The organism is Pseudomonas sp. MYb118 (genome assembly GCF_040947875.1).
Lineage (GTDB): Bacteria > Pseudomonadota > Gammaproteobacteria > Pseudomonadales > Pseudomonadaceae > Aquipseudomonas.
On sequence record NZ_JBFRXN010000004.1, the window covers coordinates 127,039 to 153,258 of the forward strand.

General features: G+C 61.5%; 18 protein-coding genes, 2 tRNA genes and 2 rRNA genes. 15 read left to right on the top strand and 7 right to left on the bottom strand.

All coding sequences use genetic code 11. The features are described from left to right. The first annotated feature begins 14 nt into the window (after positions 1–14). The 9 genes from ABVN20_RS26835 (at position 15) to ABVN20_RS26875 (ending at position 11,511) form a co-directional block, all read left to right on the top strand. Positions 15–91, top strand: a tRNA-Ile gene (locus ABVN20_RS26835). Positions 92–121: 30 nt separating this feature from the next. Beyond that, positions 122–197 (top strand) — tRNA-Ala (locus tag ABVN20_RS26840). A 244-nt stretch (positions 198–441) separates the two neighbouring features. Next, a 23S ribosomal RNA gene (locus ABVN20_RS26845) occupies positions 442–3,335 on the top strand. Between the two features lie 140 nt (positions 3,336–3,475). Further along, positions 3,476–3,591: ribosomal RNA gene (gene rrf, locus ABVN20_RS26850) — 5S ribosomal RNA — on the top strand. A 186-nt stretch (positions 3,592–3,777) separates the two neighbouring features. Then, entirely contained in the window at positions 3,778–5,670 is a 1,893-nt protein-coding gene (gene mrdA, locus ABVN20_RS26855) for a penicillin-binding protein 2 (RefSeq protein WP_368558822.1), read from the top strand. Between the two features lie 256 nt (positions 5,671–5,926). Continuing rightward, on the top strand, positions 5,927–7,834 hold the full coding sequence (locus ABVN20_RS26860; RefSeq protein ID WP_368558823.1) for a sigma-54-dependent Fis family transcriptional regulator: 1,908 nt from the start codon (positions 5,927–5,929) through the stop codon (positions 7,832–7,834). Further along, positions 7,834–9,546 carry an ABC transporter ATP-binding protein gene (locus tag ABVN20_RS26865; RefSeq protein ID WP_368559409.1) on the top strand — a complete coding sequence of 571 codons (1,713 nt, stop codon included), beginning with the start codon at positions 7,834–7,836 and terminating at the stop codon, positions 9,544–9,546. Before ABVN20_RS26860 ends, ABVN20_RS26865 begins: the two co-directional genes overlap by 1 nt. Beyond that, on the top strand, positions 9,536–10,213 hold the full coding sequence (locus ABVN20_RS26870; RefSeq protein WP_368558824.1) for a S8 family serine peptidase: 678 nt from the start codon (positions 9,536–9,538) through the stop codon (positions 10,211–10,213). The genes ABVN20_RS26865 and ABVN20_RS26870 overlap by 11 nt, the downstream gene beginning before the upstream one ends. Next, positions 10,210–11,511: an FAD-dependent monooxygenase gene (locus tag ABVN20_RS26875; protein WP_368558825.1), complete on the top strand. Its 1,302-nt coding sequence runs from the start codon at positions 10,210–10,212 to the stop codon at positions 11,509–11,511. The genes ABVN20_RS26870 and ABVN20_RS26875 overlap by 4 nt, the downstream gene beginning before the upstream one ends. A 114-nt stretch (positions 11,512–11,625) precedes the next feature. Here the strand turns inward: ABVN20_RS26875 and ABVN20_RS26880 are convergent, their stop codons facing one another. After that, positions 11,626–13,116 carry an aldehyde dehydrogenase gene (locus ABVN20_RS26880; RefSeq protein WP_368558826.1) on the bottom strand — a complete coding sequence of 497 codons (1,491 nt, stop codon included), beginning with the start codon at positions 13,114–13,116 and terminating at the stop codon, positions 11,626–11,628. Between the two features lie 537 nt (positions 13,117–13,653). Here ABVN20_RS26880 and peaA point away from each other — a divergent pair. The 4 genes from peaA to peaD all read left to right on the top strand — a co-directional run bounded on the left by peaA (position 13,654) and on the right by peaD (position 18,206). After that, positions 13,654–15,234, top strand: coding sequence for a quinohemoprotein amine dehydrogenase subunit alpha (gene peaA, locus ABVN20_RS26885; RefSeq protein ID WP_368558827.1), 1,581 nt, complete (start codon positions 13,654–13,656; stop codon positions 15,232–15,234). Between the two features lie 78 nt (positions 15,235–15,312). Next, positions 15,313–16,743, top strand: coding sequence for a quinohemoprotein amine dehydrogenase maturation protein (gene peaB / locus ABVN20_RS26890; protein WP_368558828.1), 1,431 nt, complete (start codon positions 15,313–15,315; stop codon positions 16,741–16,743). A 1-nt stretch (position 16,744) separates the two neighbouring features. Next, the gene (qhpC, locus tag ABVN20_RS26895) at positions 16,745–17,068 is read left to right on the top strand and encodes a quinohemoprotein amine dehydrogenase subunit gamma (RefSeq protein WP_368558829.1); all 324 of its coding nucleotides are present in this window, start codon (positions 16,745–16,747) and stop codon (positions 17,066–17,068) included. A 25-nt stretch (positions 17,069–17,093) separates the two neighbouring features. Next, positions 17,094–18,206, top strand: a complete 1,113-nt coding sequence (peaD, locus tag ABVN20_RS26900; RefSeq protein WP_368558830.1) for a quinohemoprotein amine dehydrogenase subunit beta — start codon at positions 17,094–17,096, stop codon at positions 18,204–18,206. Between the two features lie 101 nt (positions 18,207–18,307). Here peaD and ABVN20_RS26905 read toward each other — a convergent pair whose 3' ends face one another. After that, entirely contained in the window at positions 18,308–18,709 is a 402-nt protein-coding gene (locus ABVN20_RS26905) for a lysozyme inhibitor LprI family protein (RefSeq protein WP_368558831.1), read from the bottom strand. Positions 18,710–18,896: 187 nt separating this feature from the next. Here ABVN20_RS26905 and ABVN20_RS26910 point away from each other — a divergent pair, with 187 nt between their 5' ends. Further along, entirely contained in the window at positions 18,897–19,385 is a 489-nt protein-coding gene (locus ABVN20_RS26910) for an SRPBCC family protein (RefSeq protein WP_368558832.1), read from the top strand. 377 nt (positions 19,386–19,762) lie between these two features. Here the strand turns inward: ABVN20_RS26910 and inhA are convergent, their stop codons facing one another. Then, complete coding sequence (inhA, locus tag ABVN20_RS26915) at positions 19,763–20,446, bottom strand: isonitrile hydratase (protein WP_368558833.1); 684 nt, start codon at positions 20,444–20,446, stop codon at positions 19,763–19,765. Positions 20,447–20,536: 90 nt separating this feature from the next. Here inhA and ABVN20_RS26920 point away from each other — a divergent pair, with 90 nt between their 5' ends. Further along, positions 20,537–21,511 carry a GlxA family transcriptional regulator gene (locus ABVN20_RS26920; RefSeq protein WP_368558834.1) on the top strand — a complete coding sequence of 325 codons (975 nt, stop codon included), beginning with the start codon at positions 20,537–20,539 and terminating at the stop codon, positions 21,509–21,511. A gap of 47 nt (positions 21,512–21,558) precedes the next feature. Here ABVN20_RS26920 and ABVN20_RS26925 read toward each other — a convergent pair whose 3' ends face one another. The 4 genes from ABVN20_RS26925 to ABVN20_RS26940 all read right to left on the bottom strand — a co-directional run bounded on the left by ABVN20_RS26925 (position 21,559) and on the right by ABVN20_RS26940 (position 25,469). Beyond that, positions 21,559–22,191 (bottom strand): BRCT domain-containing protein, encoded by a 633-nt coding sequence (locus ABVN20_RS26925; protein ID WP_368558835.1) that lies wholly within the window; start codon positions 22,189–22,191, stop codon positions 21,559–21,561. 10 nt (positions 22,192–22,201) lie between these two features. Further along, entirely contained in the window at positions 22,202–22,591 is a 390-nt protein-coding gene (locus ABVN20_RS26930) for a hypothetical protein (protein ID WP_368558836.1), read from the bottom strand. Positions 22,592–22,852: 261 nt separating this feature from the next. Next, entirely contained in the window at positions 22,853–24,679 is a 1,827-nt protein-coding gene (locus tag ABVN20_RS26935; RefSeq protein ID WP_368558837.1) for a glycoside hydrolase family 15 protein, read from the bottom strand. Further along, entirely contained in the window at positions 24,672–25,469 is a 798-nt protein-coding gene (locus ABVN20_RS26940; RefSeq protein WP_368558838.1) for a glucose 1-dehydrogenase, read from the bottom strand. The genes ABVN20_RS26935 and ABVN20_RS26940 overlap by 8 nt, the downstream gene beginning before the upstream one ends. Positions 25,470–26,220 lie beyond the last annotated feature (751 nt).

The window sequence follows — 26,220 nt, forward strand, 5'->3', positions numbered from 1 at the left end:
AGCAGCCCGAAATTGGGTCTGTAGCTCAGTTGGTTAGAGCGCACCCCTGATAAGGGTGAGGTCGGCAGTTCGAATCTGCCCAGACCCACCAATTTTGTGTGGGAAACGCCTGTAGAAATACGGGGCCATAGCTCAGCTGGGAGAGCGCCTGCCTTGCACGCAGGAGGTCAACGGTTCGATCCCGTTTGGCTCCACCACTACTGCTTCTGAAGTGTAAAGCTTAGAAATGAGCATTCCATCGCTGCGATGATGAATGTTGATTTCTAGTCTTTGACTAGTTCGTTCTTTAAAAATTTGGGTATGTGATAGAAAGATAGACTGAACGTTACTTTCACTGGTAACGGATCAGGCTAAGGTAAAATTTGTGAGTACTCTTAAGAGTTTTGCGAATTTTCGGCGAATGTCGTCTTCATAGTATAACCAGATTGCTTGGGGTTATATGGTCAAGTGAAGAAGCGCATACGGTGGATGCCTTGGCAGTCAGAGGCGATGAAAGACGTGGTAGCCTGCGAAAAGCTTCGGGGAGTCGGCAAACAGACTTTGATCCGGAGATCTCTGAATGGGGGAACCCAGCCAGCATAAGCTGGTTATCTTAAACTGAATACATAGGTTTAAGAGGCGAACCAGGGGAACTGAAACATCTAAGTACCCTGAGGAAAAGAAATCAACCGAGATTCCCTTAGTAGTGGCGAGCGAACGGGGACTAGCCCTTAAGTGGCTTTGAGATTAGCGGAACGCTCTGGAAAGTGCGGCCATAGTGGGTGATAGCCCTGTACGCGAAAGTCTCTTAGTCATGAAATCGAGTAGGACGGAGCACGAGAAACTTTGTCTGAATATGGGGGGACCATCCTCCAAGGCTAAATACTACTGACTGACCGATAGTGAACTAGTACCGTGAGGGAAAGGCGAAAAGAACCCCGGAGAGGGGAGTGAAATAGATCCTGAAACCGTATGCGTACAAGCAGTGGGAGCAGACTTTGTTCTGTGACTGCGTACCTTTTGTATAATGGGTCAGCGACTTATATTCAGTGGCGAGCTTAACCGAATAGGGGAGGCGTAGCGAAAGCGAGTCTTAATAGGGCGTTTAGTCGCTGGGTATAGACCCGAAACCGGGCGATCTATCCATGGGCAGGTTGAAGGTTAGGTAACACTGACTGGAGGACCGAACCGACTACCGTTGAAAAGTTAGCGGATGACCTGTGGATCGGAGTGAAAGGCTAATCAAGCTCGGAGATAGCTGGTTCTCCTCGAAAGCTATTTAGGTAGCGCCTCATGTATCACTGTAGGGGGTAGAGCACTGTTTCGGCTAGGGGGTCATCCCGACTTACCAAACCGATGCAAACTCCGAATACCTACAAGTGCCGAGCATGGGAGACACACGGCGGGTGCTAACGTCCGTCGTGAAAAGGGAAACAACCCAGACCGTCAGCTAAGGTCCCAAAGTTATGGTTAAGTGGGAAACGATGTGGGAAGGCTTAGACAGCTAGGAGGTTGGCTTAGAAGCAGCCACCCTTTAAAGAAAGCGTAATAGCTCACTAGTCGAGTCGGCCTGCGCGGAAGATGTAACGGGGCTCAAACCATACACCGAAGCTACGGGTATCATCTTCGGATGATGCGGTAGAGGAGCGTTCTGTAAGCCTGTGAAGGTGAGTTGAGAAGCTTGCTGGAGGTATCAGAAGTGCGAATGCTGACATGAGTAACGACAATGGGTGTGAAAAACACCCACGCCGAAAGACCAAGGTTTCCTGCGCAACGTTAATCGACGCAGGGTTAGTCGGTCCCTAAGGCGAGGCTGAAAAGCGTAGTCGATGGAAAACAGGTTAATATTCCTGTACTTCTGGTTATTGCGATGGAGGGACGGAGAAGGCTAGGCCAGCTTGGCGTTGGTTGTCCAAGTTTAAGGTGGTAGGCTGAAATCTTAGGTAAATCCGGGGTTTCAAGGCCGAGAGCTGATGACGAGTTACCTTTCAGGTGACGAAGTGGTTGATGCCATGCTTCCAAGAAAAGCTTCTAAGCTTCAGATAACCAGGAACCGTACCCCAAACCGACACAGGTGGTTGGGTAGAGAATACCAAGGCGCTTGAGAGAACTCGGGTGAAGGAACTAGGCAAAATGGCACCGTAACTTCGGGAGAAGGTGCGCCGATGAGGGTGAAGCACTTGCTGCGTAAGCCCACGTCGGTCGAAGATACCAGGCCGCTGCGACTGTTTATTAAAAACACAGCACTCTGCAAACACGAAAGTGGACGTATAGGGTGTGACGCCTGCCCGGTGCCGGAAGGTTAATTGATGGGGTTAGCTAACGCGAAGCTCTTGATCGAAGCCCCGGTAAACGGCGGCCGTAACTATAACGGTCCTAAGGTAGCGAAATTCCTTGTCGGGTAAGTTCCGACCTGCACGAATGGCGTAACGATGGCGGCGCTGTCTCCACCCGAGACTCAGTGAAATTGAAATCGCTGTGAAGATGCAGTGTATCCGCGGCTAGACGGAAAGACCCCGTGAACCTTTACTATAGCTTTGCACTGGACTTTGAATTTGCTTGTGTAGGATAGGTGGGAGGCTTTGAAGCGTGGACGCCAGTCTGCGTGGAGCCATCCTTGAAATACCACCCTGGCAACTTTGAGGTTCTAACTCAGGTCCGTTATCCGGATCGAGGACAGTGTATGGTGGGTAGTTTGACTGGGGCGGTCTCCTCCTAAAGAGTAACGGAGGAGTACGAAGGTGCGCTCAGACCGGTCGGAAATCGGTCGTAGAGTATAAAGGCAAAAGCGCGCTTGACTGCGAGACAGACACGTCGAGCAGGTACGAAAGTAGGTCTTAGTGATCCGGTGGTTCTGTATGGAAGGGCCATCGCTCAACGGATAAAAGGTACTCCGGGGATAACAGGCTGATACCGCCCAAGAGTTCATATCGACGGCGGTGTTTGGCACCTCGATGTCGGCTCATCACATCCTGGGGCTGAAGCCGGTCCCAAGGGTATGGCTGTTCGCCATTTAAAGTGGTACGCGAGCTGGGTTTAGAACGTCGTGAGACAGTTCGGTCCCTATCTGCCGTGGACGTTTGAGATTTGAGAGGGGCTGCTCCTAGTACGAGAGGACCGGAGTGGACGAACCTCTGGTGTTCCGGTTGTCACGCCAGTGGCATTGCCGGGTAGCTATGTTCGGAAAAGATAACCGCTGAAAGCATCTAAGCGGGAAACTTGCCTCAAGATGAGATCTCACTGGAACCTTGAGTTCCCTGAAGGGCCGTCGAAGACTACGACGTTGATAGGTTGGGTGTGTAAGCGCTGTGAGGCGTTGAGCTAACCAATACTAATTGCCCGTGAGGCTTGACCATATAACACCCAAGCAATTTGCGTCGAATGGCCAGATTGCGGTGTTGTGAAGACGAAACAAACCGAAAGTTTGCAACTCACAAAACACCAGTCACATACCCGATTCGCTGGAATGTCGAAAGACACGTCAGCTCAAGAATTTCTTGACGACCATAGAGCATTGGAACCACCTGATCCCATCCCGAACTCAGCAGTGAAACGATGCATCGCCGATGGTAGTGTGGGGTTTCCCCATGTGAGAGTAGGTCATCGTCAAGATTAAATTCCGAAACCCCAATTGCGAAAGCAGTTGGGGTTTTGTTTTTGCCGCGAAAAAATTCTGCCTGACGGAATCGTCATAAAACATGTCCCTGGTTTTTGGTATGGTGCACGTCCTTTTTTTCACGGACGAATTTCCAGCCCAGGGATCGGCGCTTCATTGCCAGTCAAAGAGCCGCTGTAGAAATGCCCGAACCCATACCCATCAAGGACCACGAAAAAGAGACGCGCCTGGTCAACAAGCGGTTGATAGCCTGCGCGCTGTTCGTTGTCGCCATCATGTGCACACTGGTAGCACGCATGTATGTGCTGCAAGTGATGGAGTTCGACTATCACTCGACGATCTCCGAGAACAATCGTGTTCACGTCCTGCCCATCACCCCGACCAGGGGCCTGATCTACGACCGCAACGGCGTAGTCCTGGCCGATAACCGGCCCAGCTTCAACCTGACCATCACCCGCGAGCGTGCCACCGACGTCAAGGCCGAGCTGGACGAGGTCGCGAACCTCCTGCACTTGTCGGCCGAAGACCGTGCGCTGTTCGATAAGGCGATGAAGCAGGGGCGCCACCCGTTTGTGCCCGTCACCCTGTTTTATGAGCTGGGCGAAGAACAGATCGCCGTGCTGGCCGTCAACGAGTTCCGCCTGCCGGGGATTGATGTCGAGCCACAATTCATCCGCCATTACCCGCTGGCCGAACACTTCGCCCATTCGATCGGCTACGTCGGGCGTATCAACGAAAAGGAAGCCAAGACGCTGGACTCGGTCGAGTACCGTGGCACCCAGTCCATCGGCAAGACCGGTATCGAGAAGTTCTACGAGTCAGAGCTGCACGGCCATGTCGGCTACGAAGAGGTGGAGACCAATGCCCAGGGCCGGGTGCTGCGGGTGCTCAAGCACACCGACCCGGTGCCTGGCAAAAACATCGTCCTGAGCCTGGACGTCAAGCTCCAGGAGGCGGCGGAACAAGCCCTGGGTGATCGCCGCGGCTCGGTGGTCGCCCTCGACCCGTCGACCGGCGAAGTGCTGGCCATGGTCAGCAAGCCCAGCTTCGACCCCAACCTGTTCGTCACCGGTATCAGTTTCAAGGAGTATGCGGCGCTGCATGACTCCATCGACCGTCCGCTGTTCAACCGTGTGCTGCGCGGCCTCTACGCGCCCGGTTCGACGATCAAGCCGGAAGTGGCGATCGCGGGCCTGGATGCGGGCGTGGTCACGCCGCAGACCCGGGTCTTCGACCCCGGTTACTACCAGCTCCCGGACTACGATCACAAATACCGCAACTGGAACCACAGCGGCGATGGCTGGGTGGACATGGACGCGGCGATCATGCGTTCCAACGACACCTACTTCTACGACCTGGCGCACAAGCTGGGTATCGACCGCCTGCACGACTACATGGCGATGTTTGGCCTCGGTGAGAAAGTCTCGCTGGACATGAACGAAGAGTCCGCCGGCCTGATGCCGTCCCAGGCCTGGAAACGGGCCACGCGCCGTCAGGCCTGGTTCCCCGGTGAAACGGTGATCCTCGGCATCGGCCAGGGCTACATGCAGGTCACCCCGCTGCAACTCGCCCAGGCCACCGCGCTGATTGCCAACAAGGGCGTGTGGAATCGTCCGCGCCTGGCCAAGACCGTGGACGGCGTGGCCCCGGTGGATGAGCACCCGATGCCCAACATCCTGCTCAAGGACCCGCGCGACTGGGAGCAGGTCAACCACGGCATGCAGATGGTCATGCACGACGCCCGCGGCATCGCCCGGGCAGCGGCGCAGGGCGCGCAGTACCGCATCGCCGGCAAGAGTGGTACGGCGCAGGTGGTGGCGATCAAGCAAGGCGAGCGCTACAACCGCGAGAAGACCCTGGAGCGCCACCGCGACAACGCCTTGTTCGTCGGTTTCGCCCCGGCCGAGCACCCCAAGATCGTGATTTCGGTGATGATCGAGAACGGCGAGGCCGGCGGCCGAGTCGCCGGCCCCGTGGTGCGGCAGATCATGGATGCCTGGTTGCTCGATCAGGATGGGCATCTCAAGCCGCAGTATGCGACGCCGAGCAAGGTGCCTGGGGATCCGCATGTTTGATCTGGGGGGGGCTTTAGCGCCTGACAGGGCCTCATCGCGAGCAGGCTCGCTCCCACAGGGGGCATCTGTGTACACACAATAGTGGTCTCACTGAAGATCCAATGTGGGAGCGAGCCTGCTCGCGATGAACGATAACGCGGTCCACCAGCAGAACCACAAGCGCCGTAAGGCACTTGCCATCGCCCTGACGTTAACGTAAAGATGCTTCAGGGCGCCTGATGTTTGAAGGCGCAGGGCGGACGACCCGGAGCGCTTGATGACGCTGATAAAAACAAACTCCCCCAAACTGCATCGCGAAGCCCGACTGGCACGGGAAAAACTTCACCTGGAAGGCGAAGTCCCCGACGGCGTGCTGCGGGCAGAGATTGATGCTTCGTGGCGACGCAGCCTCAGCCATGGCGTGCATTTCAACAGCAAGCATGAACTGGCGCTGGAATCGAGCGCGAGCCTCGATGTGTTGTTGAACAACAACCGCCTGCTGATCGACGCGGCACTGCCCGCCATCGATTACCTGGCCGAACGCCAGGGCAAGGAAGGGCTGATCATCCTGGCCAATTCCGATGCGACCATCCTGGCCGTCGAAGGCCGTGCCGATCGGCTCAAGGGCAGTGGCCTGCAGGACATCACCCTGGGCGCCTGCTGGAGCGAGGCCGCTCGCGGCACCAATGCGCTGGGCACCGCCCTCGTGGAAGCGCGGCCGACCCTGATCGACTGCGGCGAACACTACCTGGACCGCCTCACCGATTTTTCCTGCACCTCGGTGCCGATCCATTGCCCGCAAGGCGACATCCTCGGCGTCCTCGACCTGACCCGCGAAGGCCCGCTCGGCCGTGTTCACGACAGCACCGCGCTGCTGGCCATGGCCGTCAGCCAGATCGAGAGCCGGGTGTTCAACGCCAGCTTCCCGGACCAGATCGTGCTGGCCTTCCACAGCCGTCGGCAGTACCTCGAGTCGCCCTGGCAAGGGCTGTTGGCCGTGAGCCTCGGCGGGCAGATCCTCGCGGTCAGCGCCCAGGCCTGCCAGTTGTTGCGCGCCGAACGTTCGGCACTGGTCGGAAAGCGTTGCGAAGAGTTTCTCGGCGTCGATGGCTTGCAATTGCTCTCGCGCCTGCACCAGGGCGGTAGCGGCAGCCTGCAGACCGCCAAGGGCGAGTTCTTCTACAAAACCCTGCGCGCGCCCCAGCGTTCCCTCAATGTCAGCATGCCGGCGCCGCGCAGCAGCGCTAAAACCGCCAAACCTGTCCCGGACCTGGAGTCCCTGGCCGGCAGCAATAGCCGTTACGCCCGCGCCTTGCGCATGGCGCGCCAGGGGCTGGCCAACGAGCTGCCGGTGTTGCTGCTCGGTGAAACCGGCACCGGCAAGGAAGTCATTGCCCGCGCCCTGCACATGGCCGGCAGCCGCGCCGACAAGCCCTTCGTCGCGGTGAACTGCGCGGCGATCCCGGAAGGTCTGATCGAGTCGGAACTGTTCGGTTACCGCGAGGGCGCGTTCACCGGTTCGCGCCGTGGCGGTATGGTCGGTCGCCTGCAACAGGCCCACGGCGGCACCTTGTTCCTCGATGAAATCGGCGACATGCCGCTGGCCTTGCAGGCGCGCCTGCTGCGCGTGTTGCAGGACCGCAAGGTGGCGCCACTGGGGGCCGGCGAAGAGCAGGACATCGACGTCGCCCTGATTTGCGCCACCCATCGCGACCTCAAGCGCCTGGTCGAAGACAAACAGTTTCGCGAAGACCTGTTCTACCGCGTCAACGGCATCAGCGTGATGCTCCCGGCGTTACGCGAGCGCGACGATTTCAGCGCGCTGGTCGCCCGTCTGCTGACCCGGCTCGATGCCCCGAGCGTGGTCCTGCACGACGACCTTGATCGGCTGCTCGCCGGTTATCACTGGCCGGGCAACATTCGCCAACTGGAAATGGTCCTGCGCACCGCTCTGGCCATGCGCGAGCCGGGCGAGACGGTGCTGACCCTCGATCACCTGCCCGACAGCATGCTCGACGAACTGACCGCCAGCGAGCGCCCAGCGTCGGGCAGCATCCGCGAGAACGAGCTGGAGATGATTCGCCAGTCCCTGGACAACCATCAGGGCAACGTCTCGGCCGCCGCCGACGCCTTGGGCATCAGTCGCGCGACCCTGTATCGCAAGCTCAAACAGTTGCGTTCGTGATGTGGATCGCTCGGCTGGTCGACAGCCACAACCCCCAAGCCCTGCAAGCGGCGCTGCGTTGGCTGTACGGCTTCGTCAAACCGCAGCGCCTGGCCATCGCCGGGCTGCTCGGCCTGTCGGTCTGTGCATCGGCGCTGGTGCTGGTGCAACCCTGGCTGACCAAGCTGTTGATCGACGATGGCCTGCTGGCCCGCAATTTCCCCATGCTGGTGTTGATCGCCGTGTTGATGATCGTTGCCGGGCTGCTTGGCACGGTACTCTCGGGGATCAATCGTTACCTGCACACGCGGCTGTCCGGGCGGATTCTGTTCGCCCTGCGTGATGACCTCTATCGGCACCTGCAAACCCTGTCGCCTGGTTTCTACGGGCAGCGGCGTATCGGTGACCTGATGTCGCGCCTGGATGGCGACGTCGCGGAGATCCAGCGCTTTGCCGTGGACTCGCTGTTCTCGGCGGTGTCCAGCGTGATCGGCCTGGTGGTGGCCCTGGCGATGCTGGTGACGCTGTCGTGGCAGCTGTCGCTGATTGCCCTGGTGCTGATTCCCCTCGACGTCTTGTGGCTGCGCTGGATGCGGCGCAAGGTCGAGCGTGACGTGCGGCAGTTGCGCGAGCGCTCGGCGGACATGTCGTCGTTCATGGTCGAGACCCTGCCGGTGATGAAGTTCATCCAGTCGGCCGGGCAGCAACAGCGCGAGTCGCGGCGGCTGGAGTCGCTGGACCAGGGCTACATGAGCCAGTTGTTGCGCTTGCAGGTCACCGAGTTTTTCACCCAGGCCGTGCCGGGCACGCTCACCTCGCTGTCGCGGGCCTGCGCCTTCCTGATCGGCGGTTACTGGGTGGTGCAGGGCACCTGGCAACTGGGCGCGCTGATCGCGTTTTCGACTTACCTGGGCATGGCGGTCGGGCCGGTGCAGAGCCTGCTCGGCCTGTACGTGGCGATCCAGCGCATGACCGTCAGTCTCGGTCGGGTGATGGAGTTGCGCGGTGAACAGCCCACCGTGCTGAGCCCGGTCGAACCCCAGCCGATGCCGGCGTGCGGCGATTTGCGTTTCGATGACGTGCACTTCAGCCATCCCGGTCGGGCGGCGACCCTGCGCGGTATCCAGGCGCAGATTCCCTATGGTTTGAAAGTGGCCCTGAGCGGCGGCTCCGGGGTGGGCAAGTCGACGCTGATCGACCTGCTGCAACGCCATCATGACCCGCAGGCCGGGCGGGTGCTGGTGGGCGAGGTCGATGTGCGCGAACTGGACCTGATGCAATTGCGCAGGCGGATCGCCGTGGTCAGCCAGGACATCGTGCTGTTTCGCGGCAGCCTGGCCGACAACCTCGCCTATGTGGTGCCCGACGCCAGTCGCGAGGCGATTGCCGAAGTCGCGCGCCTGGCGCAACTCGACAGCCTGATCGCCTCCCTGCCCGAAGGCCTCGACAGCCCGTTGGGCGAGCGTGGCCAGCAGTTGTCCGGCGGGCAGAAACAGCGCATCGCGATTGCCCGGGCGCTGTTGCAGGACCCGATGATCCTGGTGCTGGACGAAGCGACCTCGGCGGTGGACGAAACCACCGAGCGCGAAGTGATCGAGGCCATCGACCGCCTGTTCGCCGGGCGTACGCGGATCCTCATCAGTCATCGTCCTTCCACCCTGGCCGACGCCGACCTGCGCTTCGAACTGGTCGACGGCGTGCTCACGGCAAAAACGGTGGCCCATGAAGCCTGAACTGCGAATCGGCGTGGTCGACAGCGGGCATTCGGCGGCGCAGCGCGTACAGGTGGTCGCCGGACGGCGGTTCTCGTTGCTTGAAGACCGCCTGTTGGAAGATGACCTGCACGACGACGCCCTCGGCCACGGCAGTGCGGTGGTCGAGGCGATCAGCCGGCGAGCCCCGGCGGCGCTGTTCTGCGTGGCCCAGGTGTTCGACCAGCGCGGCGTCACCAGCGCCTTGCAGATCGCCACCGCCATCGAATGGCTGGTGGCGCAGGATGTGCGGTTGATCAACTTGAGCTTAGGCCTGCGCCAGGACCGCCCCCTGCTGCGCCAGGCGTGCGCGGCGGCGGTGGAGCGGGGCGTGTTGCTGTGTGCTTCCAGCCCGGCCCAGGGCGAGGCGGTGTACCCGGCCAGTTATCCACAGGTGCTGCGGGTCACCGGGGATGCGCGCTGCGCCGAGCAGGAGTGGTCGTGGCTGGACAGCGCCCAGGCGGATTTTGCCGCGTGTGTGCGTGGCACTTATCCGGGGCAATCCGGGGCGAGCCTGGGTTGTGCGGCGTTGAGCGGGCACATCGCTGCTTTTTTACAGGCGCACCCCGAGGCGAGCAATCCACAGATCATCGACTGGCTGCGCGACAATGCCCGTTATCGCGGCCCTGAACGGCGTGTCGGGCCATGATCGCGATTCTTGGCGCAGGCCCGGCGGGGGCGGCGGTAGCCCTGGGTTTGCGTCGGCTGGGCTACGACGTCACGGTCGTGTGCGAGTGGCGCCGGTTCGCCGCGCTGGAAGGCGTGTCCGTGCGGGTGCTGGAAGCCTTGCGCGGCGCCGGCCTGCAGCATGCCTTGGCTGAAGCGACGTTGCCGTCCCAGCGTCAGGTGTCGTGGAATGGACAGCAGCATGCACAAAATATCGAGTATCTACTGGATCGCCCGGCATTCGACCGTGGCCTGCGTGAAGACCTGCGCCTGGCCGGCGTTGAACTGATCGAGGGCCGCGTGCTGGGCGTGCAGCCGTTGGCCACCGGGTCGCGGATCGAGATTGAGGGGCATGGCGTACTCGCCTGCGAGTTCCTGGTGGAAGCTCGCGGGCGTCAGGCGCCGGCCTCGCACAAAACACTGGGCAAGGGGCTGCGCGGGCCGGAGACGGTCAGCCTGCTCAACCGCTGGCAAGGCACGACGGGCGAGACCGCCAGCGCCGTGGAGAGCCTTGAAGACGGCTGGGCGTGGATGGCGCGGCGCGCGGACGGTCAGTGCTACTGGCAATGGACGGTGGACGTGGCCAGCGCGCAACTGCCGGGCAAGGCGCAGTTGCTCGACTACTGTAGCCAGCGGCGTCGGGGCTCGGCGTTGGCGCGGGCGTTTTTCGGTGCCGGCACCGAGGCCGATCTGCAACTGCATGCGCGCAGCAGCACGGCGATCTTGAGCCCGCAGGTATGTGGCGACCATTGGATTCGTGTCGGTGATGCGGCGATGGCGGTGGACCCGCTGTCGGGCAACGGGATTTTCCAGTCGTTGTCCTCGGCCTTGCAGGCGCCGGTGGTGATCAACACGCTGTTGCGCAAACCGGAACGGGCGGCCCTGGCCCGGCGTTTTCACCAGCAGCGGGTGGAACAGTTGTTCCTGCGCTTTGCGCGCATCGGCCGGGATTTTTATGCCGATGAACAGCGTTGGAAGGATCAGCCGTTCTGGCACGCCCGGCGGCAATGGCCGGATGCCGAGGTGGCGCATGCCCAGGCGGATTTCGCTGCGCTGCGCATCGAGCGTGCGCCGGTATTGCGCGAAGGGTTTGTCGATGAGGCTGAGGTGGTAATCACGGCGGACCAGCCGCTGGGGATCTGGCATGTACAGGGGGTGGAGCTGGCGCCGTTGCTGAGGCGGTTGGCGGGGGAGCCGATTGGGCAGGTGCTGGCGGGGTTGACGGGGGAGCAGGGGAAGGTGGTGAGGGGGTGGTTGTTGGCTCAGGGGTATAAGCCCTGAGTTTTGTGTTGGAAGGTCTGGCCTCATCGCGGGCAAGCCCGCTCCTACAGTGAGAGACGCGAACCCTCTGTAGGAGCGGGCTTGCCCGCGATGGCGGCCTGAAGGGCGCCGCAATTACAACTTGATCAACACCGACTTCAACTCCGTGTAATGCTCAATCGCCGCATGCCCCATCTCCCGCCCGACCCCCGACATCTTGTAGCCACCGAACGGCAACGCCGGGTCCAGTGCGCTGTGGCAGTTGACCCACACCGAGCCTGACTTGATTCGCGGAATCATCCGGTGCACCGCCGCCAGGTCGTTCGACCAGATGCTCGCGCCGAGCCCATACGGGCTGTCGTTGGCCAGGCGCAAGGCGTCGGCCTCGTCGTCGAACGGAATCGCCACCAGCACCGGGCCGAAGATTTCTTCCTGCACCAGCGAGTGTTTCTGGTCGACGTCGACGATGACCGTCGGTTTGACGAAGTAGCCCGGGCCGAACTGTTCGCCGCCACAGGCGATGGTCGCGCCGCTTTCACGGCCTTTTTCGATGTAGCCGTAGACCCGCTCCTGCTGGCGCGCCGAGATCAGCGGCCCCATCTCGACGCTCGGGTCCAGGCCGTTGCCGAGCTTCATCGCATTGGCGATGCCGGCGATATCCGCCACCACGTTGTCGAAGTGCTTGCGCTGTACATACAGGCGCGAGCCTGCGCAGCAGACCTGGCCCTGGTTGAAGAAGATCGCGCTGGCCGCACCGGCCGCGGCGCTGGCCAGGTCGGCGTCGGCCATGACGATGGTCGGCGACTTGCCGCCCAGTTCCAGGGTGACCCGGGTCATCGAGTCCATCGCGATCTTGCCGATCTGCTTGCCCACGGCGGTGGAGCCGGTGAAGGTCAGCTTGTCCACCAGCGGGTTGTGGGTCAGGGCGGAGCCGGCAGTGATGCCGGTGCCGGTGACCACGTTGAACACGCCTTCGGGGTAGCCGGCTTCCTGCACCAGCTCGGCGAGTTTCAGTGCGGTCAGCGGCGTTTCGTCGGCGGGCTTGAGCACCACGGTGCAGCCAGTGGCCAGGGCCGGGCCGAGTTTCCAGCAGGCCAGCAGCAACGGGAAGTTCCAGGCGACGATGGCGCCGACCACGCCCACCGCTTCCCGGCGGATGAAACTGTGGAACTGCTCGTTTGGCATCAGCGGCGCCGAGACATTCACCGTCGAGCCTTCGATCTTGGTCGCCCAACCGGCCATGTAGCGCAGGAAGTCGATGGCCAGTTGCACGTCCATGACCTGGGCTACGGCTGCGCTCTTGCCGTTGTTCAGGCATTCGAGCTGGGCCAGCAGTTCGGCGTCGCGCTGCATCAGGTCGGCGAGTTTCCACAACAGGTTCTGCCGCTCGCGCGGGCGGGTGCGGGTCCAGGCCGAATCATCGAAGGCCTGGCGGGCCGCGAGCACCGCGCGATCGACGTCCTCTGGCGTTGCCCGTGGCACCACACACAGCACCTCGCCGGTGGCCGGGTTGTGCAACGGCATGGTCTGGCCATCGGCGGCCTCGACCCAGTCGCCACCGATCAGCATGCGCGGGGCGCGCTGGATGAAAGCCGTGGTGGCAGGAAGCAGGTTGGGAAGCGACATGTTGAAACCTCGTCTTGTTCGTGTGCCGAGGTCGTTCGCAATGGGTGTGCCAGTTGTGGGTTTTGCTGGCGGGAGCCCGAGCGGGCGGGTTTTCCCGTTGTTTGCGCGATCGTAAAGTCATCGCCAGACGTCGCAATTTGCGACGACATGAGACAACGACAACACCGCCCCCTGTCAGGAGCGAGCTTGCTCGCGATGGTCGTCAACGATGACGCTGGCTGCCTGACACGCAGCGCTGTTCTTTAGTCCATCGCGAGCAAGCTCGCTCCTACAGGGGAAGAGAGCGGGGCTATGCTTGTCTCAGGTTGCAACGGCTGTCGCGAAATAAAACGGGCAACACCGCTGTCGCCCCTGGCAAAACCCACCCTGTTCAGCACAAATCATTGATTAATAAACAGATTCATAAGCTGGCACGCTCCGTGTATTGCTCATCGCAGACGTTTCTCTTGCCTCCGTTGGCCGCTCAAGGCCAACGGCAGAAACCATAAAAACGATAAGCCACAAAAATAAGAAAGCACCGTGCGAGGTTCGACGTTGATGAAGAGAAAACTCCGATCAGGCCTGAGTGTCAGTCTGCTGGCCGTGGCCGCCTGTGTAACGCTGCATTCGCCGGCCAGCCTGGCCGCCCGTGACGCCCAGAGCATCCTCAAGGAAACCTGCCAGGGCTGTCACACCCCCGAAGCCGATAACGCCCTGAGCCGCATCAGTCACCAGCGCAAGACGCCGGAAGGCTGGCTGATGAGCATCGCGCGGATGCAGACCATGCACGGCCTGCAGATCAGCGATGAGGACCGTCGCACCCTGGTCAAATACCTGGCCGACACCCAGGGCCTGGCGCCGAGCGAAACCGACGGCGTGCGCTACGCCATGGAGCGCCGGCTCAACACCATCGAGCAGTTCGACGAGAAAACCAGCCAGATGTGCGGCCGCTGCCACTCCGGTGCGCGGGTCGCCCTGCAACGTCGGCCGGCCCAGGAATGGGAGCGCCTGGTGAACTTCCACCTCGGCCAATGGCCGTCGCTGGAATACCAGGCCCTGGCCCGTGACCGCGACTGGTTCGACATCGCCCGCAAGGAGATGGTGCCGATGCTGGCCAAGCGTTATGCGCTGGACAACCCGGCCTGGAAAAAATGGCTGAGCAGCGCGCCGAAAGCCGAGGCGCTGGTGGGCGACTGGAGTTTCAGCGGGCACTTGCCGGGCAAGGGCGAGCTGGCCGGGGTGATGAGCGTCAGCGCTGATGGCGATGACACCTTCAAGGTCAGTGTCAAAGGCCAGTACGCCGACGGCACGCCGTTCAACGGCGACGGCAGCGCGATCCTCTACACCGGCTACGAATGGCGCGGCAACGTCAGCATCGACGGTGTGACCATGCGCCAGGTGTTCGCCGCCCAGGGCAACGCGATGCAAGGGCGGATGTTCGAAGCCGAGCATGACGAGCGCGGCCTGGACTTCGTCGCCGCCAAGCAGGGCAGCAGCCGCTTGCTGGCGGTGCAACCGGGTTACCTCAAGGCCGGCAGCGAAACCGAAGTGACCCTGATCGGCAGTGGCCTTACCGGCAAGCCGAACTTCGGCAAGGGCGTGGAAGTGCTCGAGGTCGTCTCGCAGACCCCCGAACAGATCAAGGTCAAGCTCAAGGCCGCCGCCAACGCCCAGCCGGGCCTGCGCGCGGTCAGCGTCGGCACGCTGAAGGGCCCGAGCCTGTCGGTCTACAGCAAGATCGCCGAGGTCAAGGTGGTGCCGGAATTCTCGGTGGCGCGGATCGGCGAGGGCGGTGGTTCGACGCCCAAGGTCCAAGGGCGTTTCGATGCCGAGGCCTGGGGCAAGGGCGCCGATGGCAAGCCGTATCGCATCGGAGTGTTCCCGGCGCAATGGAAGGTCGAAGCCTTCGACGATCGCGCCAGGGAAGACGAAGACGTCAAGTTCGCCGGCACCATGCAGGCCGACGCGGGCGTGTTCACGCCGGGCGATGCCGGGCCGAACCCGCAACGCAAGATGTCCACCAACAATGCCGGCAACCTCAAGGTCATTGCCGCCGTCGACGACGCAGGGAAGTCCCTGACCGGCGAGGCCCACATGATCGTGACCGTGCAACGCTGGAACAATCCACCCATTCCGTAAGGCTGGCCCGACCCGGTTACAGACACTTTTCGGAATGACCGCAGCCCCGCCAGGCGGGGTTTGCACAGGAGGTTTGCCATGGGCGCTATCTTGAATCTGGTCGAACGCAACCTGCACGAAGTGCAGGTCGATGCCGATCGCATGCTGTTTCACATCCCCAGCAGTTCGCTGTTCGCCAGCGATGAACTGACGGGCACCATCATCGACTCCCTGCGCGGGCCGGGCTGTTCGTCGGAGGAGCTGATCCAGCGCCTGGCGACGCGCTTCAACGGCGAGGAAATCACCGAGACCCTGCGCGAGCTGATGGCCCTGGAACTGGTCAGCGACGGCTCGCCGCTGACCCCGGACATCGCCACCAAGCGGGTCGAGCGCACCGCCATCAACACCGTGGTGCTCAACGTCAACACCGGCTGCAACCTGAGCTGCACCTACTGCTACAAGGAAGACCTGGACAAGCCGTCGGCCGGCAAGAAGATGGACGTCGAGACCGCCATCGCCTCGGTGGAAATGCTGCTCAAGGAGTCCCCCGACGAAGAGCGCTTCACCGTGGTGTTCTTCGGCGGCGAGCCGCTGAGCAATCGCAAGCTGATCGAGTACATGGTCGATTACTGCGAGAAACGCTTCCGCGAGGCCGGCAAGTTCGTCGAGTTCGTCATGACCACCAACGCCACGCTGCTCACCGAGGAAACCGTGGACTACCTCAACGCCCACCGTTTCGGGTTGTCGGTGAGCATCGACGGGCCCAAGACCGTGCACGACCGCAACCGCATCACCGTGGGCGGGCAGGGCACCTATGACGTGGTGCGGCGCAAGGCCGAGATGCTGCTGTCACGCTACAACAGCCGCCCGGTCGGCGCGCGGGTCACGCTGACCACCGGCGTCACCGATGTCGAGACCATCTGGAACCACCTGTTCAACGAACTGGGGTTTGCCGAAGTGGGGTTCGCCCCGGTGACTTCCGGCGATATCAGCAGCTTCAACCTGACCAACCAGGAACTGGCGGACGTGTTCGCCAACATGAAGAAACTCGGACGGCGTTACCTGGAGGCGGCGCTGGAGCACCGCAACATCGGCTTCTCCAACCTGCACCAGTTGATCACCGACATCCACGAAGGCCACAAGAAAGCCCTGCCTTGCGGCGCGGGCCTGAAGATGCTGGCGGTGGACCACAAGGGCGAGCTGAACCTGTGCCACCGCTTCACCGGATCGTCGCTGCCGACCTTCGGCAACGTCCATGAAGGGGTCAAGCAGGTCGAGTTGAACGACTTTCTGTCACAGCGCCTGGACCGCACCAACACCGGTTGCAACGACTGCAACATCCGCAACCTGTGCTCCGGCGGCTGCTACCACGAAAGTTACGCCCGCTACGGCGACCCGGCCCACCCGACCTATCACTACTGCGAACTGATGCGTGACTGGGTCGACTTCGGCATCGAGGTCTACACCCGGATCATGGCCAATAACCCTGCGTTCATCAGCAGTTACATCACTCCGCGCAAGGCTCACTGATATGAAACATCTCAAGGCAATCAATAACAAAGCGTTGAAGCTGGATCAGGCCGCGGACGAGAACCGCATCGAAGAAGTGGTGGCCATGAGTTCCGTGGCCGGTTGCGCCGCGACCACCGACCCGGGTTGGGAAATCGACGCGTTTGGCGGTGTGTCGTCGCTGTGCCAGCCCATGGAGGCCGACCTGTATGGCTGCTCCGACCCGTGCTGGTGGCCGGCCCAGGTGCCCGACATGATGAGCACCTACCCGGACTGGAACAAGGATGCCCAGGCGTCCAACGACAACTGGCGCAACCTTGGCACTGTCTTCCCCAAAGACAAGTGATCGGACAGAGAAGAAGGATTCCAGCATGCCTAGCATCAAAGCCTGCGGCCTGGCCGCGTTTGCCGTCGTCTATTCGTTCAACGTCCTGGCCGATGAAAACCCTGTGTTGCAAGTGGGTCACGAGTACATGTTGACCACCAACTACCCCAACAACCTGCACGTCATCGACCTGGCGACCGACAGCCTGTTCAAGACCTGCAAGATGCCGGATGCCTTCGGCCCCGGCACCATTCAGTTATCACCGGACCGCAAGACCGCCTACGTGTTGAATAACCACTATGCGGACATCTACGGCGTCGAACTCGACAGTTGCAAGCAGGTGTTCCGCGCCAGCATCACCCAGAAGCCGGGGGAGAAGGCCAAGTCGATGTTCGCCTTCACCCTGAGCCACGACGGCAAGGAGCTGTTCGCCATCGCCAACCCGACCCTGATGCTCAACGACCGCTACGAAGTGCAGCAACCGCGCCTGGACGTCTACGCCACCGACGCCGGCATGGACGCCAAGCCCGTGCGCAGCTTTCCGGCACCGCGCCAGCTGACCATCATGCAAAGCGGTGACGACGGCACGCTGTACGTGGCCGGCGCGGACATCTACAAGGTCGATGTGAAAACCGGCAAGTTCGACGTGCTGATCCCCAGCCGCCACTGGAAACGGGCGAACTACGCCGCACCGGACGTGCTCTACGTGTGGAACCAACAGACCTGGCGCCATGACTTCTCGCTGCTCTACACCACGGCGAAATTCAAGGACAAGAAGCAGGACCCGGCCACCGCCGACTACCTGTACGGGCTGTTCAGCGTCGACCTGAAGACCGGCAAGACCGAAACCACCGACTTCGGCCCGCTGACCGAAATCTACTTCAGCGGCATGCGTTCGCCGAAAGACCCCAACCTGATGTTCGGCGTGCTCAATCGTTTGGCCAAGTACGACATCAAGGAGAAAAAGATGCTCCAGGCGGCGACGCTGGATCACTCCTACTACTGCATTTCCTTCAACAAGGAGGGCAGCAAGATCTACCTGGCGGGGACGTTCAACGATGTGGCGATCTTTGATGCCGACAGTTTGAAACAGGTGGGGAGCATCAAGTTGCCTGGGGGGGATATGGCGATTACGACGGCTCAGGTGTTTATCCGGTAAATCGTGGAGTTTGGGCTGACGCTATCGCGGGCAAGCCCGCTCCCACAGGTTCGTGTAGGAGCGGGCTTGCCCGCGATGGGGCCCTCAAAAACACTGAAAATCTACTGCCCAGGCACCGGACAACTCAAATCCCCCTCCTGGCATTTCAGGTAATTCTTGAAGGTCTCCACCCGCGCCTTGGTCAACTCGGTGACGCAGTTGCTGTAGATCAACGGATAAACACTCCCGCCTGTCACAGCCGAGGACGCGAACTTGCACTCGGCATCGCGAAACCCGACCCACGCCCGCTGCGCACCGACCAACAGCTTCTTGCTGTCGGGGTTGCTCTTCAATCGCGCGGTGATCTGCTGGTACAGCGCATTCAATTCCTTGTCCGCCGCCTTGTGCTCCTGCGCCGCGCACTGGTTCATCGTCGCCTGGTCGCTGGCGTTGGCGCAGTCGAGGGCGTGGGCAAGGGGGGTGAACAGCAGTGGCGTCAGGGCCAGGAGCAGGCGAGGGGGCATGGAAAATCTCACTTCGTTGGGAAACGTCGGGGCAGTGTAGCGAAACGACAATGACAGGATGTGAAACCCGGCAGGCGAACTTTGCCCCGGATATGCGGCCGAATAGGTCAGACAAATGGATCGAGAAACACATTCAGGGTTGGACAAAGGGCCTGACGGGCCTACTGTTCAGTAAAGGAGGTGATTTATGAACCCAGCATCAGATCGCATCGAAAGGAAGATTCTGCTCAAGGCACCGCGCTCGCAGGTCTGGCGCGTGCTGGCCAACGCCGAGGCGTTCGGGCAGTGGTTTGGCGTCGCCCTGGAAGGCAAGCGTTTCGTCGCCGGCGAGTGGACCCAGGGGCAGATCACTTATCCCGGCTACGAGCACCTGCTGTGGAATGTCCTGGTGGAACGGGTCGAGCCCGAGCGGGTGTTTTCCTTCCGCTGGCACCCGTATGCCGTGGAACCGGACGTCGACTATTCCCAGGAACCCACCACGCTGGTGCGTTTCGACCTGGAAGACATGGACGGCGGCACCTTGTTCAAGGTGACCGAGTCCGGCTTCGATCACATCCCCCAGACACGCCGCCTCAAGGCGTTCCGCATGGACAGTCGCGGGTGGGATGAGCAGATGAACAACATCGAAGAGTTCCTCAAGACCAACACCCGCGCCCGGGAGCGTCAGGAAGAGTAAGCCTGGTCTAAGGGTTTTCGGAAGGGCGGCTATGGCGAATGTCTTACACGCGGTGGTAATGATGTCGTCTATTGCAGATTGGATCCGAAACGTAATCTAGCCACATCAACTGAAGCACAGGGAGTGCTTCAGGATCATGGACGATCGGCCATCAGCAAGGACTCGCTATCGACAGGGAGTCGACATGGTCTTGGGAAAAACCCGCCTCTGGCGGGTTTTTTTTGGTCTTTTGGAACTGATTTAATCCTGTAGGAGCGAGCATGCTCGCGATGGTCGTCAACGATGACGTTGGCGGCCTGACACCCCGCGGTGTTCTGGTGTCCATCGCGAGCATGCTCGCTCCTACAGGGGGCGGTGTCGTCATATAGATGATGGGGTCAGATCCCCAACCTCGCCGCCACCCGCTCGGTAATCTGCGCCCTTTGCTGGCGCGATTGCGCTGTGCGCTGGTTGGCCTCTTCCAGCACCGCAGCAGGCGCCGTCCGTGGGCTGCCGGCATCGAACGGCGGCGCCGGCGCGTACTCCAGCTGCAACTGCACCAATTGCGCCGTGTCCTCGTCGAACAGCTCCGCCGCCAGCGTCAGCGCAAAGTCGATGCCGGCGGTAATCCCGCCACCGGTGAACAGATTGCCATCGCGCACCACCCGCTCCTGCACCGGGATAGCCCCCAACGGTGCCAGCATTTGATGATAGGCCCAATGCGTGGTCGCCCGTTTGCCCTTGAGCAGACCCGCCGCGCCGAGCACCAGCGAACCGGTGCACACCGACGTCACGTAGCGCGCCTGCGCCGCCTGGGCCTTGATGAACGCCAGCGTCACCTCATCCTCCATCAGCGGCCCGACACCGCTGCCACCGGGGATGCAGATCACATCCAGCGCCGGGCAGTCATCGAAGGTGGTGGTCGGCTTGAGCACCAGGCCGGTACTGGCGGTGACCGGCACCAGGTCTTTCCAGATCAGGTGCACCTGCACATCCGGCAGCGAGGCCAGCACGTCGTAAGGGCCGGTCAGGTCCAGTTGCTGAACCTGCGGGAACAACAGAAAACCGATCTGCAACGTCATGGTGAGTATCTCGTGAAGTGGGTGGACGACTTCACTTTAGACTCGTAGGATTTGGCGCATACGCCAATCAACCCTCGAATTACGCCAATCATGCCCAGGATCATCCATGTGCTCGCCTTCGCCAACGTGCAATTGCTCGATGTCACCGGGCCCTTGCAGGTGTTCGCCTCGGCCAACGACATTGCCCGTCATAAAGGCTTGCCCGCGCCGTACGCACCCACGGTGATCGCCAGCGGTGGCGGGGCGGTGACGTCGTCGGCAGGGCTGGCGCTGCTGGCCGAACCCTTGCCCGAACAGGCCGGGGACACCCTGATCATCGCCGGTGGCTGGGGCGTTTATGCGGCGTCGGAAAACGAAGCGCTGGTGGCGTGGGTCAAGGCGCATGCGGCCGGCTGCCGGCGGGTGGCGTCGGTTTGTACCGGGGCGTTCCTGCTGGCGGCCAGCGGCTGGCTCGATGGCCGGCGGGTGGTGACGCACTGGACCCGCTGCGAGCAACTGGCACAACAGCATCCGCAACTGACGGTGGAGCCCAATCCGATCTTCATCAACGATGGCCCGGTGTGGACTTCGGCCGGAGTTACCGCCGGCATCGACCTTGCGCTGGCCATGGTCGAAGCCGACCTGGGCCGCACCACGGCGCTGGAAGTCGCCCAGCAACTGGTGGTGTTCCTCAAGCGCCCCGGCGGCCAGTCGCAGTTCAGCGTGACCCTGTCATTGCAGAAGGAAGGCAGCCGGTTCGACGAGCTTCACGCCTGGATCAGCGAAAATCTCACCGTTGACTTGGGGATTCCCACCCTGGCCCAGCAAGCCGGCATGAGCGAACGCAGCTTCGTGCGCCACTACCGCGCCGACACCGGCCAGACCCCGGCGCGCGCCATCGAACTGATCCGCGTCGAAACCGCCCGTCGCCTGCTCAGCGACACCGGCGTACCGATCAAGCGACTCGCCATGCAATGCGGGTTCGGCAGCGAAGAAACCCTGCGCCGCAGCTTCCTGCGCGCCATGGGCGTGACGCCGCAGGCGTATCGGGAGCGGTTTTCGGTCGACACGCAACCGATTCAATAGCGCCTTCAATAGTCTGTCAGCACTGCTTTGGCCGGTGTGTCAGGGTGTTATCCGAAGAGAACTTTCTGCCAATACTCTTCGCTGATGATTGCTATGGGAACACCACTTTCCCTCAGTTCAACTGCTTTTTTGATCTTTGTTCCATAAGTGCTGTGAAGCCACTGTTCATTGCCGATGCTGCCTACGACAAGATAATGGATCTTCTTGCTGACAGATCCACCAATCAATCCACCACGCTCGATAACTAGCGATTCGCATTCTTTCCGTGGACCGTAAGCCATTACGCCGGTGAACAGAAAAAGCCGATCAGTCCAATTCAATTGCGGGGCGGGGTTGTCTAAAGGGAGGCTAAAAGGCGCGGTGAAGGTTTGATTTGAGCCGACTGGTAATCCTGCGAACTGGTGAAGCATTCCCAGCAACTCGCGGGACTCGTCGGAATCCAAAAAACCGTCGCTGAGCATATCGGCGAGACGCTTGTAGAGAATGTTAACGACAGGATCTTCTAGATGGCATAGATGAGTCTCCATCCAGCTTTTTAGAAACTCGGCTTCTTGTTGATTAATTTTGCCATCCGCAGCGAGTCCAGCTGCGATACCTACAAGTGCATCAGCTGAGCGTCTGTTTATTCGTGCCTCGTGAAAAAAACCGCTGTTTTGAAATTCCTGATGCAAATCAACCATGTTGTTCTCCTCAGCTTTCCGTATCTGATGTCTGATTGAAATACTTCGCCCGCTCGGGCGTGAACGTCACCACCATCCCGGTGCGCGAGCAGGTCAGGGCGCGTTCCGCCGCCAGGTCGACTTGCAGGTCTTCGCCGCGCAAGCCTTGCCACTGGGCGAGGTACTTGAGGGAACCGTACTTTTCGAGCTTTTTCAGGCTGCGGCTGACACCGCCTTTCCAGCCCAGCACCGGCAGCTCGCCGGCCAGGCATTGCTGGGCCAGTTCGGGAAAGCGTTCGGCGCGCTGGCGGCCGATTTCCCAGCATTTGATCAGGCCCTTGTCGGGACCCTCCCATAGCTGGCTGCGATTGAGCCCAGAGCGCAGGGGCGTGTCGATGCTGCGGTGGATGTGTTGGGACATTCGGTTTCCTTGAATTCGGCGGGTGTTGCACAGCTCCGCTGTGCCCGTTGGCGGGATGTTAGGTGGGGTTTTGGCGGGTGGCAACCGGGGATTTTTGTGGGGGGCAATGGGTTTTGTGTGTGGTTTTGTTTAGTCGGTGTAGGGCGTGGGTGTTGTGTTTGGCTTGGGGGCCCCTTCGCGAGCAAGCTCGCTCCTACAGGTTTTGCGGCGTATACAAATCCCTGTAGGAGCGAGCTTGCTCGCGATGATGACGACACGGTCTCAAGGCTGCCAGAAACTCTTCTCCCCACCCAGCTTGCGATCCAGAAACACCGCCGCGCTGATCAGCGCCAGGTGGGTCAGCGCCTGCGGGGTGTTGCCCAGGTGCCGGGCATGGCTGTCGAACTCCTCGGCATACAACCCCAGCGGGTTGGCGTAGCGCAGCAGTTGTTCGAACTCCAGATGGGCCTTTTCCACCTGGCCGGCGCGGGCCAGGCACTCGACGTACCAGAACGAGCAGGCGGCGAACGCGCCTTCGGTGCCGTCCAGGCCGTCGATGCGGGTGTCGTCGTTGCGATAGCGATAGACCATGCCGTCGCGCACCAGGGTCTTTTCGATGGCCTGCAGCGTCGATAGCCAGCGCGGGTCCTTGGCGCTGACGAAGCGCACCAGAGGCATCAACAGCATCGAACCGTCGAGGGCGGTGCCGCCGATGTGCTGGACGAAATGCCCGCGCTCTTCATTCCAGAAGTTGTCCCAGATGTCGGCGTAGATCGCCTGGCGGGTCTGGTCCCAACGGGCGAAGGGTGCGGGCAGCGAACGCTTGGAAGCCAGGCGGATGGCACGGTCCACGGCCACCCAGCACATCAGTCGCGAATGCAGGAAATGATGCTGCTCGCCGCGCATTTCCCAGATGCCGACGTCCTTGTTCTGCCAGGTCTCGCACACCTGATCGACCACATGCACCGCGTGCTTCCAGCCTTCATGGGAGATGGCGTCACCGTATTTGTTGACCAGGTACACCGCGTCCATCAACTCGCCAAAGATGTCGAGCTGGACCTGATCGTAGGCGCCATTGCCGATGCGCACCGGTTGCGCGCCGCCGTGGCCGGCAAGGTGCGAGAGGGTGACCTCCGGCAGTTCCTGGCGACCGTCAATGCCGTAGAGGATGTTGATTTTCATCGGCTTGCCATGGCAATCGCTGACCCGCCCGCGCAACCAGCGCATGTAGTCGTTGGCTTCCTGGACGAACCCCAGACGCATGAACGCGTAGACGGTGAACGAGGCGTCGCGGATCCAGGTGTAGCGATAGTCCCAGTTGCGCTCGCCGCCAGGGGTTTCCGGCAGGCCGAAGGTCGCGGCGGCGACGATCGCCCCGTGTTTGCGCGAGGTCAGCAACTTCAGCGCCAGGGCCGAGCGGTTGACCATTTCCCGCCAGCGGCCACGGTAGTTGGATTGGCCGGTCCAGTCGCGCCAGAACTTCAGCGTGCGCTCCAGGCACAAATCGGCGGCGCCTTTCTTGAAGCGCGGGTCGTCGACACCGCCGAGCAGGAACTGTGCGGTCTGATCCTGCTTCAGGGTGAACTCGGCCAACGCGGCGTCGCCTTCGACGCGCAATGCCTGATCCGAGGCCAGGCGCAGCGCCGGTTGATCCGCCGCCTCGAACACCACGTCCTGATCGTCCAGGCGTGCACGGGTTTGGGCGCGGGCGTAGTCGTGGCGCACCGCGCAGCGCAGATGAAAGGTGGCGCAACCGCTGACCACGCGGACCCGGCGCATCAACACCGGCAGGTCATCCTCGCTGTCGCCGATGGGCAGCAGGTCGGTCACTTCGACCACCGCCCGTTCGCTGAGCCAGCGGGTTTGCAGCACGTTGGTGTCGGGCAGGTAGATCTGCTCGCGACGGGCGTCGGGCAGATCCGGCGAGAGCTGGAAAATCCCGGCGTCGGGGCTGTCCAGCAGCGAGCAGAAGATCGACGGGCTGTCGAACTCCGGCCAGCAGAAAAAGTCCACGCTGCCCTTGTCGTTGACTAGCGCCGCGCTGCGCATGTCGCCAATGATGCCGTGGGCGTCGATGGCGCTTTGTCGTTCCTGGTGATGATCAGCCATTGCCGCGAAACTCCGGATAGAGGCTCATGCCGCCGTCTATGAACAGGGTGGTGCCGACGATGTAGTCAGAGGCATCGCTGGCGAGAAACACCACGGCGTTGGCGACGTCCTCGACCGCGCCGATCCGCCCGTAGGGGATGAGCTTGAGCAGTTGGGTGGTATCACCTTCGGTGACATCACGATTGATCGCCGTGGCAATCGCCCCCGGCGCGATGCTGTTGATGCGGATGCGCTGGTGGCTGACTTCCTGGGCGAGGGTTTGCATCAACTGGTCGATGCCGCCCTTGGACGCGGCGTAATTGACATGCCCGGCCCACGGAATGCGCTGGTGCACCGAGCTCATGTGGATGATCTTGCCGGCCGCCCGGGACACGCCTTCGCGGATGCCCTGGCGGTTGAAGATGCGCAGGGCGGCGCGGGCGCAGAGGAACTGGCCGGTGAGGTTGACGCCGATCACGTGGTTCCAGTCGGCGAGGGTCATGTCCACCGCCGGCGCGTCTTTTTGCAGACCGGAATTGGCCACCAGGATGTCCAGGGTGCCGAAGGCTTCGAGAGTTTGTGTGAACAGGCGTTCGACGTCCTGTTCCTGTGATACGTCCGCGCCTATGGCGATGGCGCGGCCGCCTTGGGCGTTGATTTCCTGGGCCAGTTGTTCGGCGGGTTCTGCGTGGGTGTTGTAGTTGATCACCACGGCGGCGCCGGCGGCGGCCAATGCCTTGGCGGCACCCAAGCCGATGCCGGAGCTGGCGCCGGTGATGAGGGCGACCTGTTTGTTCAATGAGATGTGCATGAAGGCTGGCGCCTTGGGGTTAGGGCTTATTCTGCTGACTGATGGGGGGAGGGGAGAGTTCAGGTGGGTGGGTGAAGTTTTTGTCAGGTTTGATTGGGTTTTGATTTGGGGACATATCCATTGCTGCGGTAACAACCGCTTATGGTTCCGCTATACATCGGGTCATTTTGGGGCCTCTGTAGGAGCGAGCTTGCTCGCGATGGCGGCCTGACGGCGTACATATCCGTTCCTGCGGTAACGGCCGCTTATGGTTTCGCCCTTACGGCGACTCACTTTTTTTACAAGCGCCTAAAAAAAGTAAGCAAAAAAACGCTCGCCCCAGCGTACGGCCCCTCGCCAAGGCTCGGGGTTCCTTCGCTCCGGCATCCATCCGGGGACATCGCCTCCGGTTTGCTGCGCTGCACCTCCTCTCGATGTGTGCGGCTGCGCCGCACGGCGCTGCGCGCCTATTCCCCGGATGAATGCCTCCACTCAGCCTGCCGAAGGGGCGGGTGGATCAAAAGCAAGATCAAAAGCAGGATCAAAAGCCTGCTGTTCTCCCCCCGCCCCCCTGTGGGAGCGAGCCTGCTCGCGATGGTCGTTAACGATGACGCTGACTGTCTGACACCCAGCGTTGCCTGAACCACCATCGCGAGCAGGCTCGCTCCTACAGGGGATCGCGGGATGCTTTTGATCTTCTGTGGGAGCGGGCTTGCCCGCGATGGTGGTCAACGATGACGCTGGCTGCCTGACACCCAGCGTTGTCCGGTCC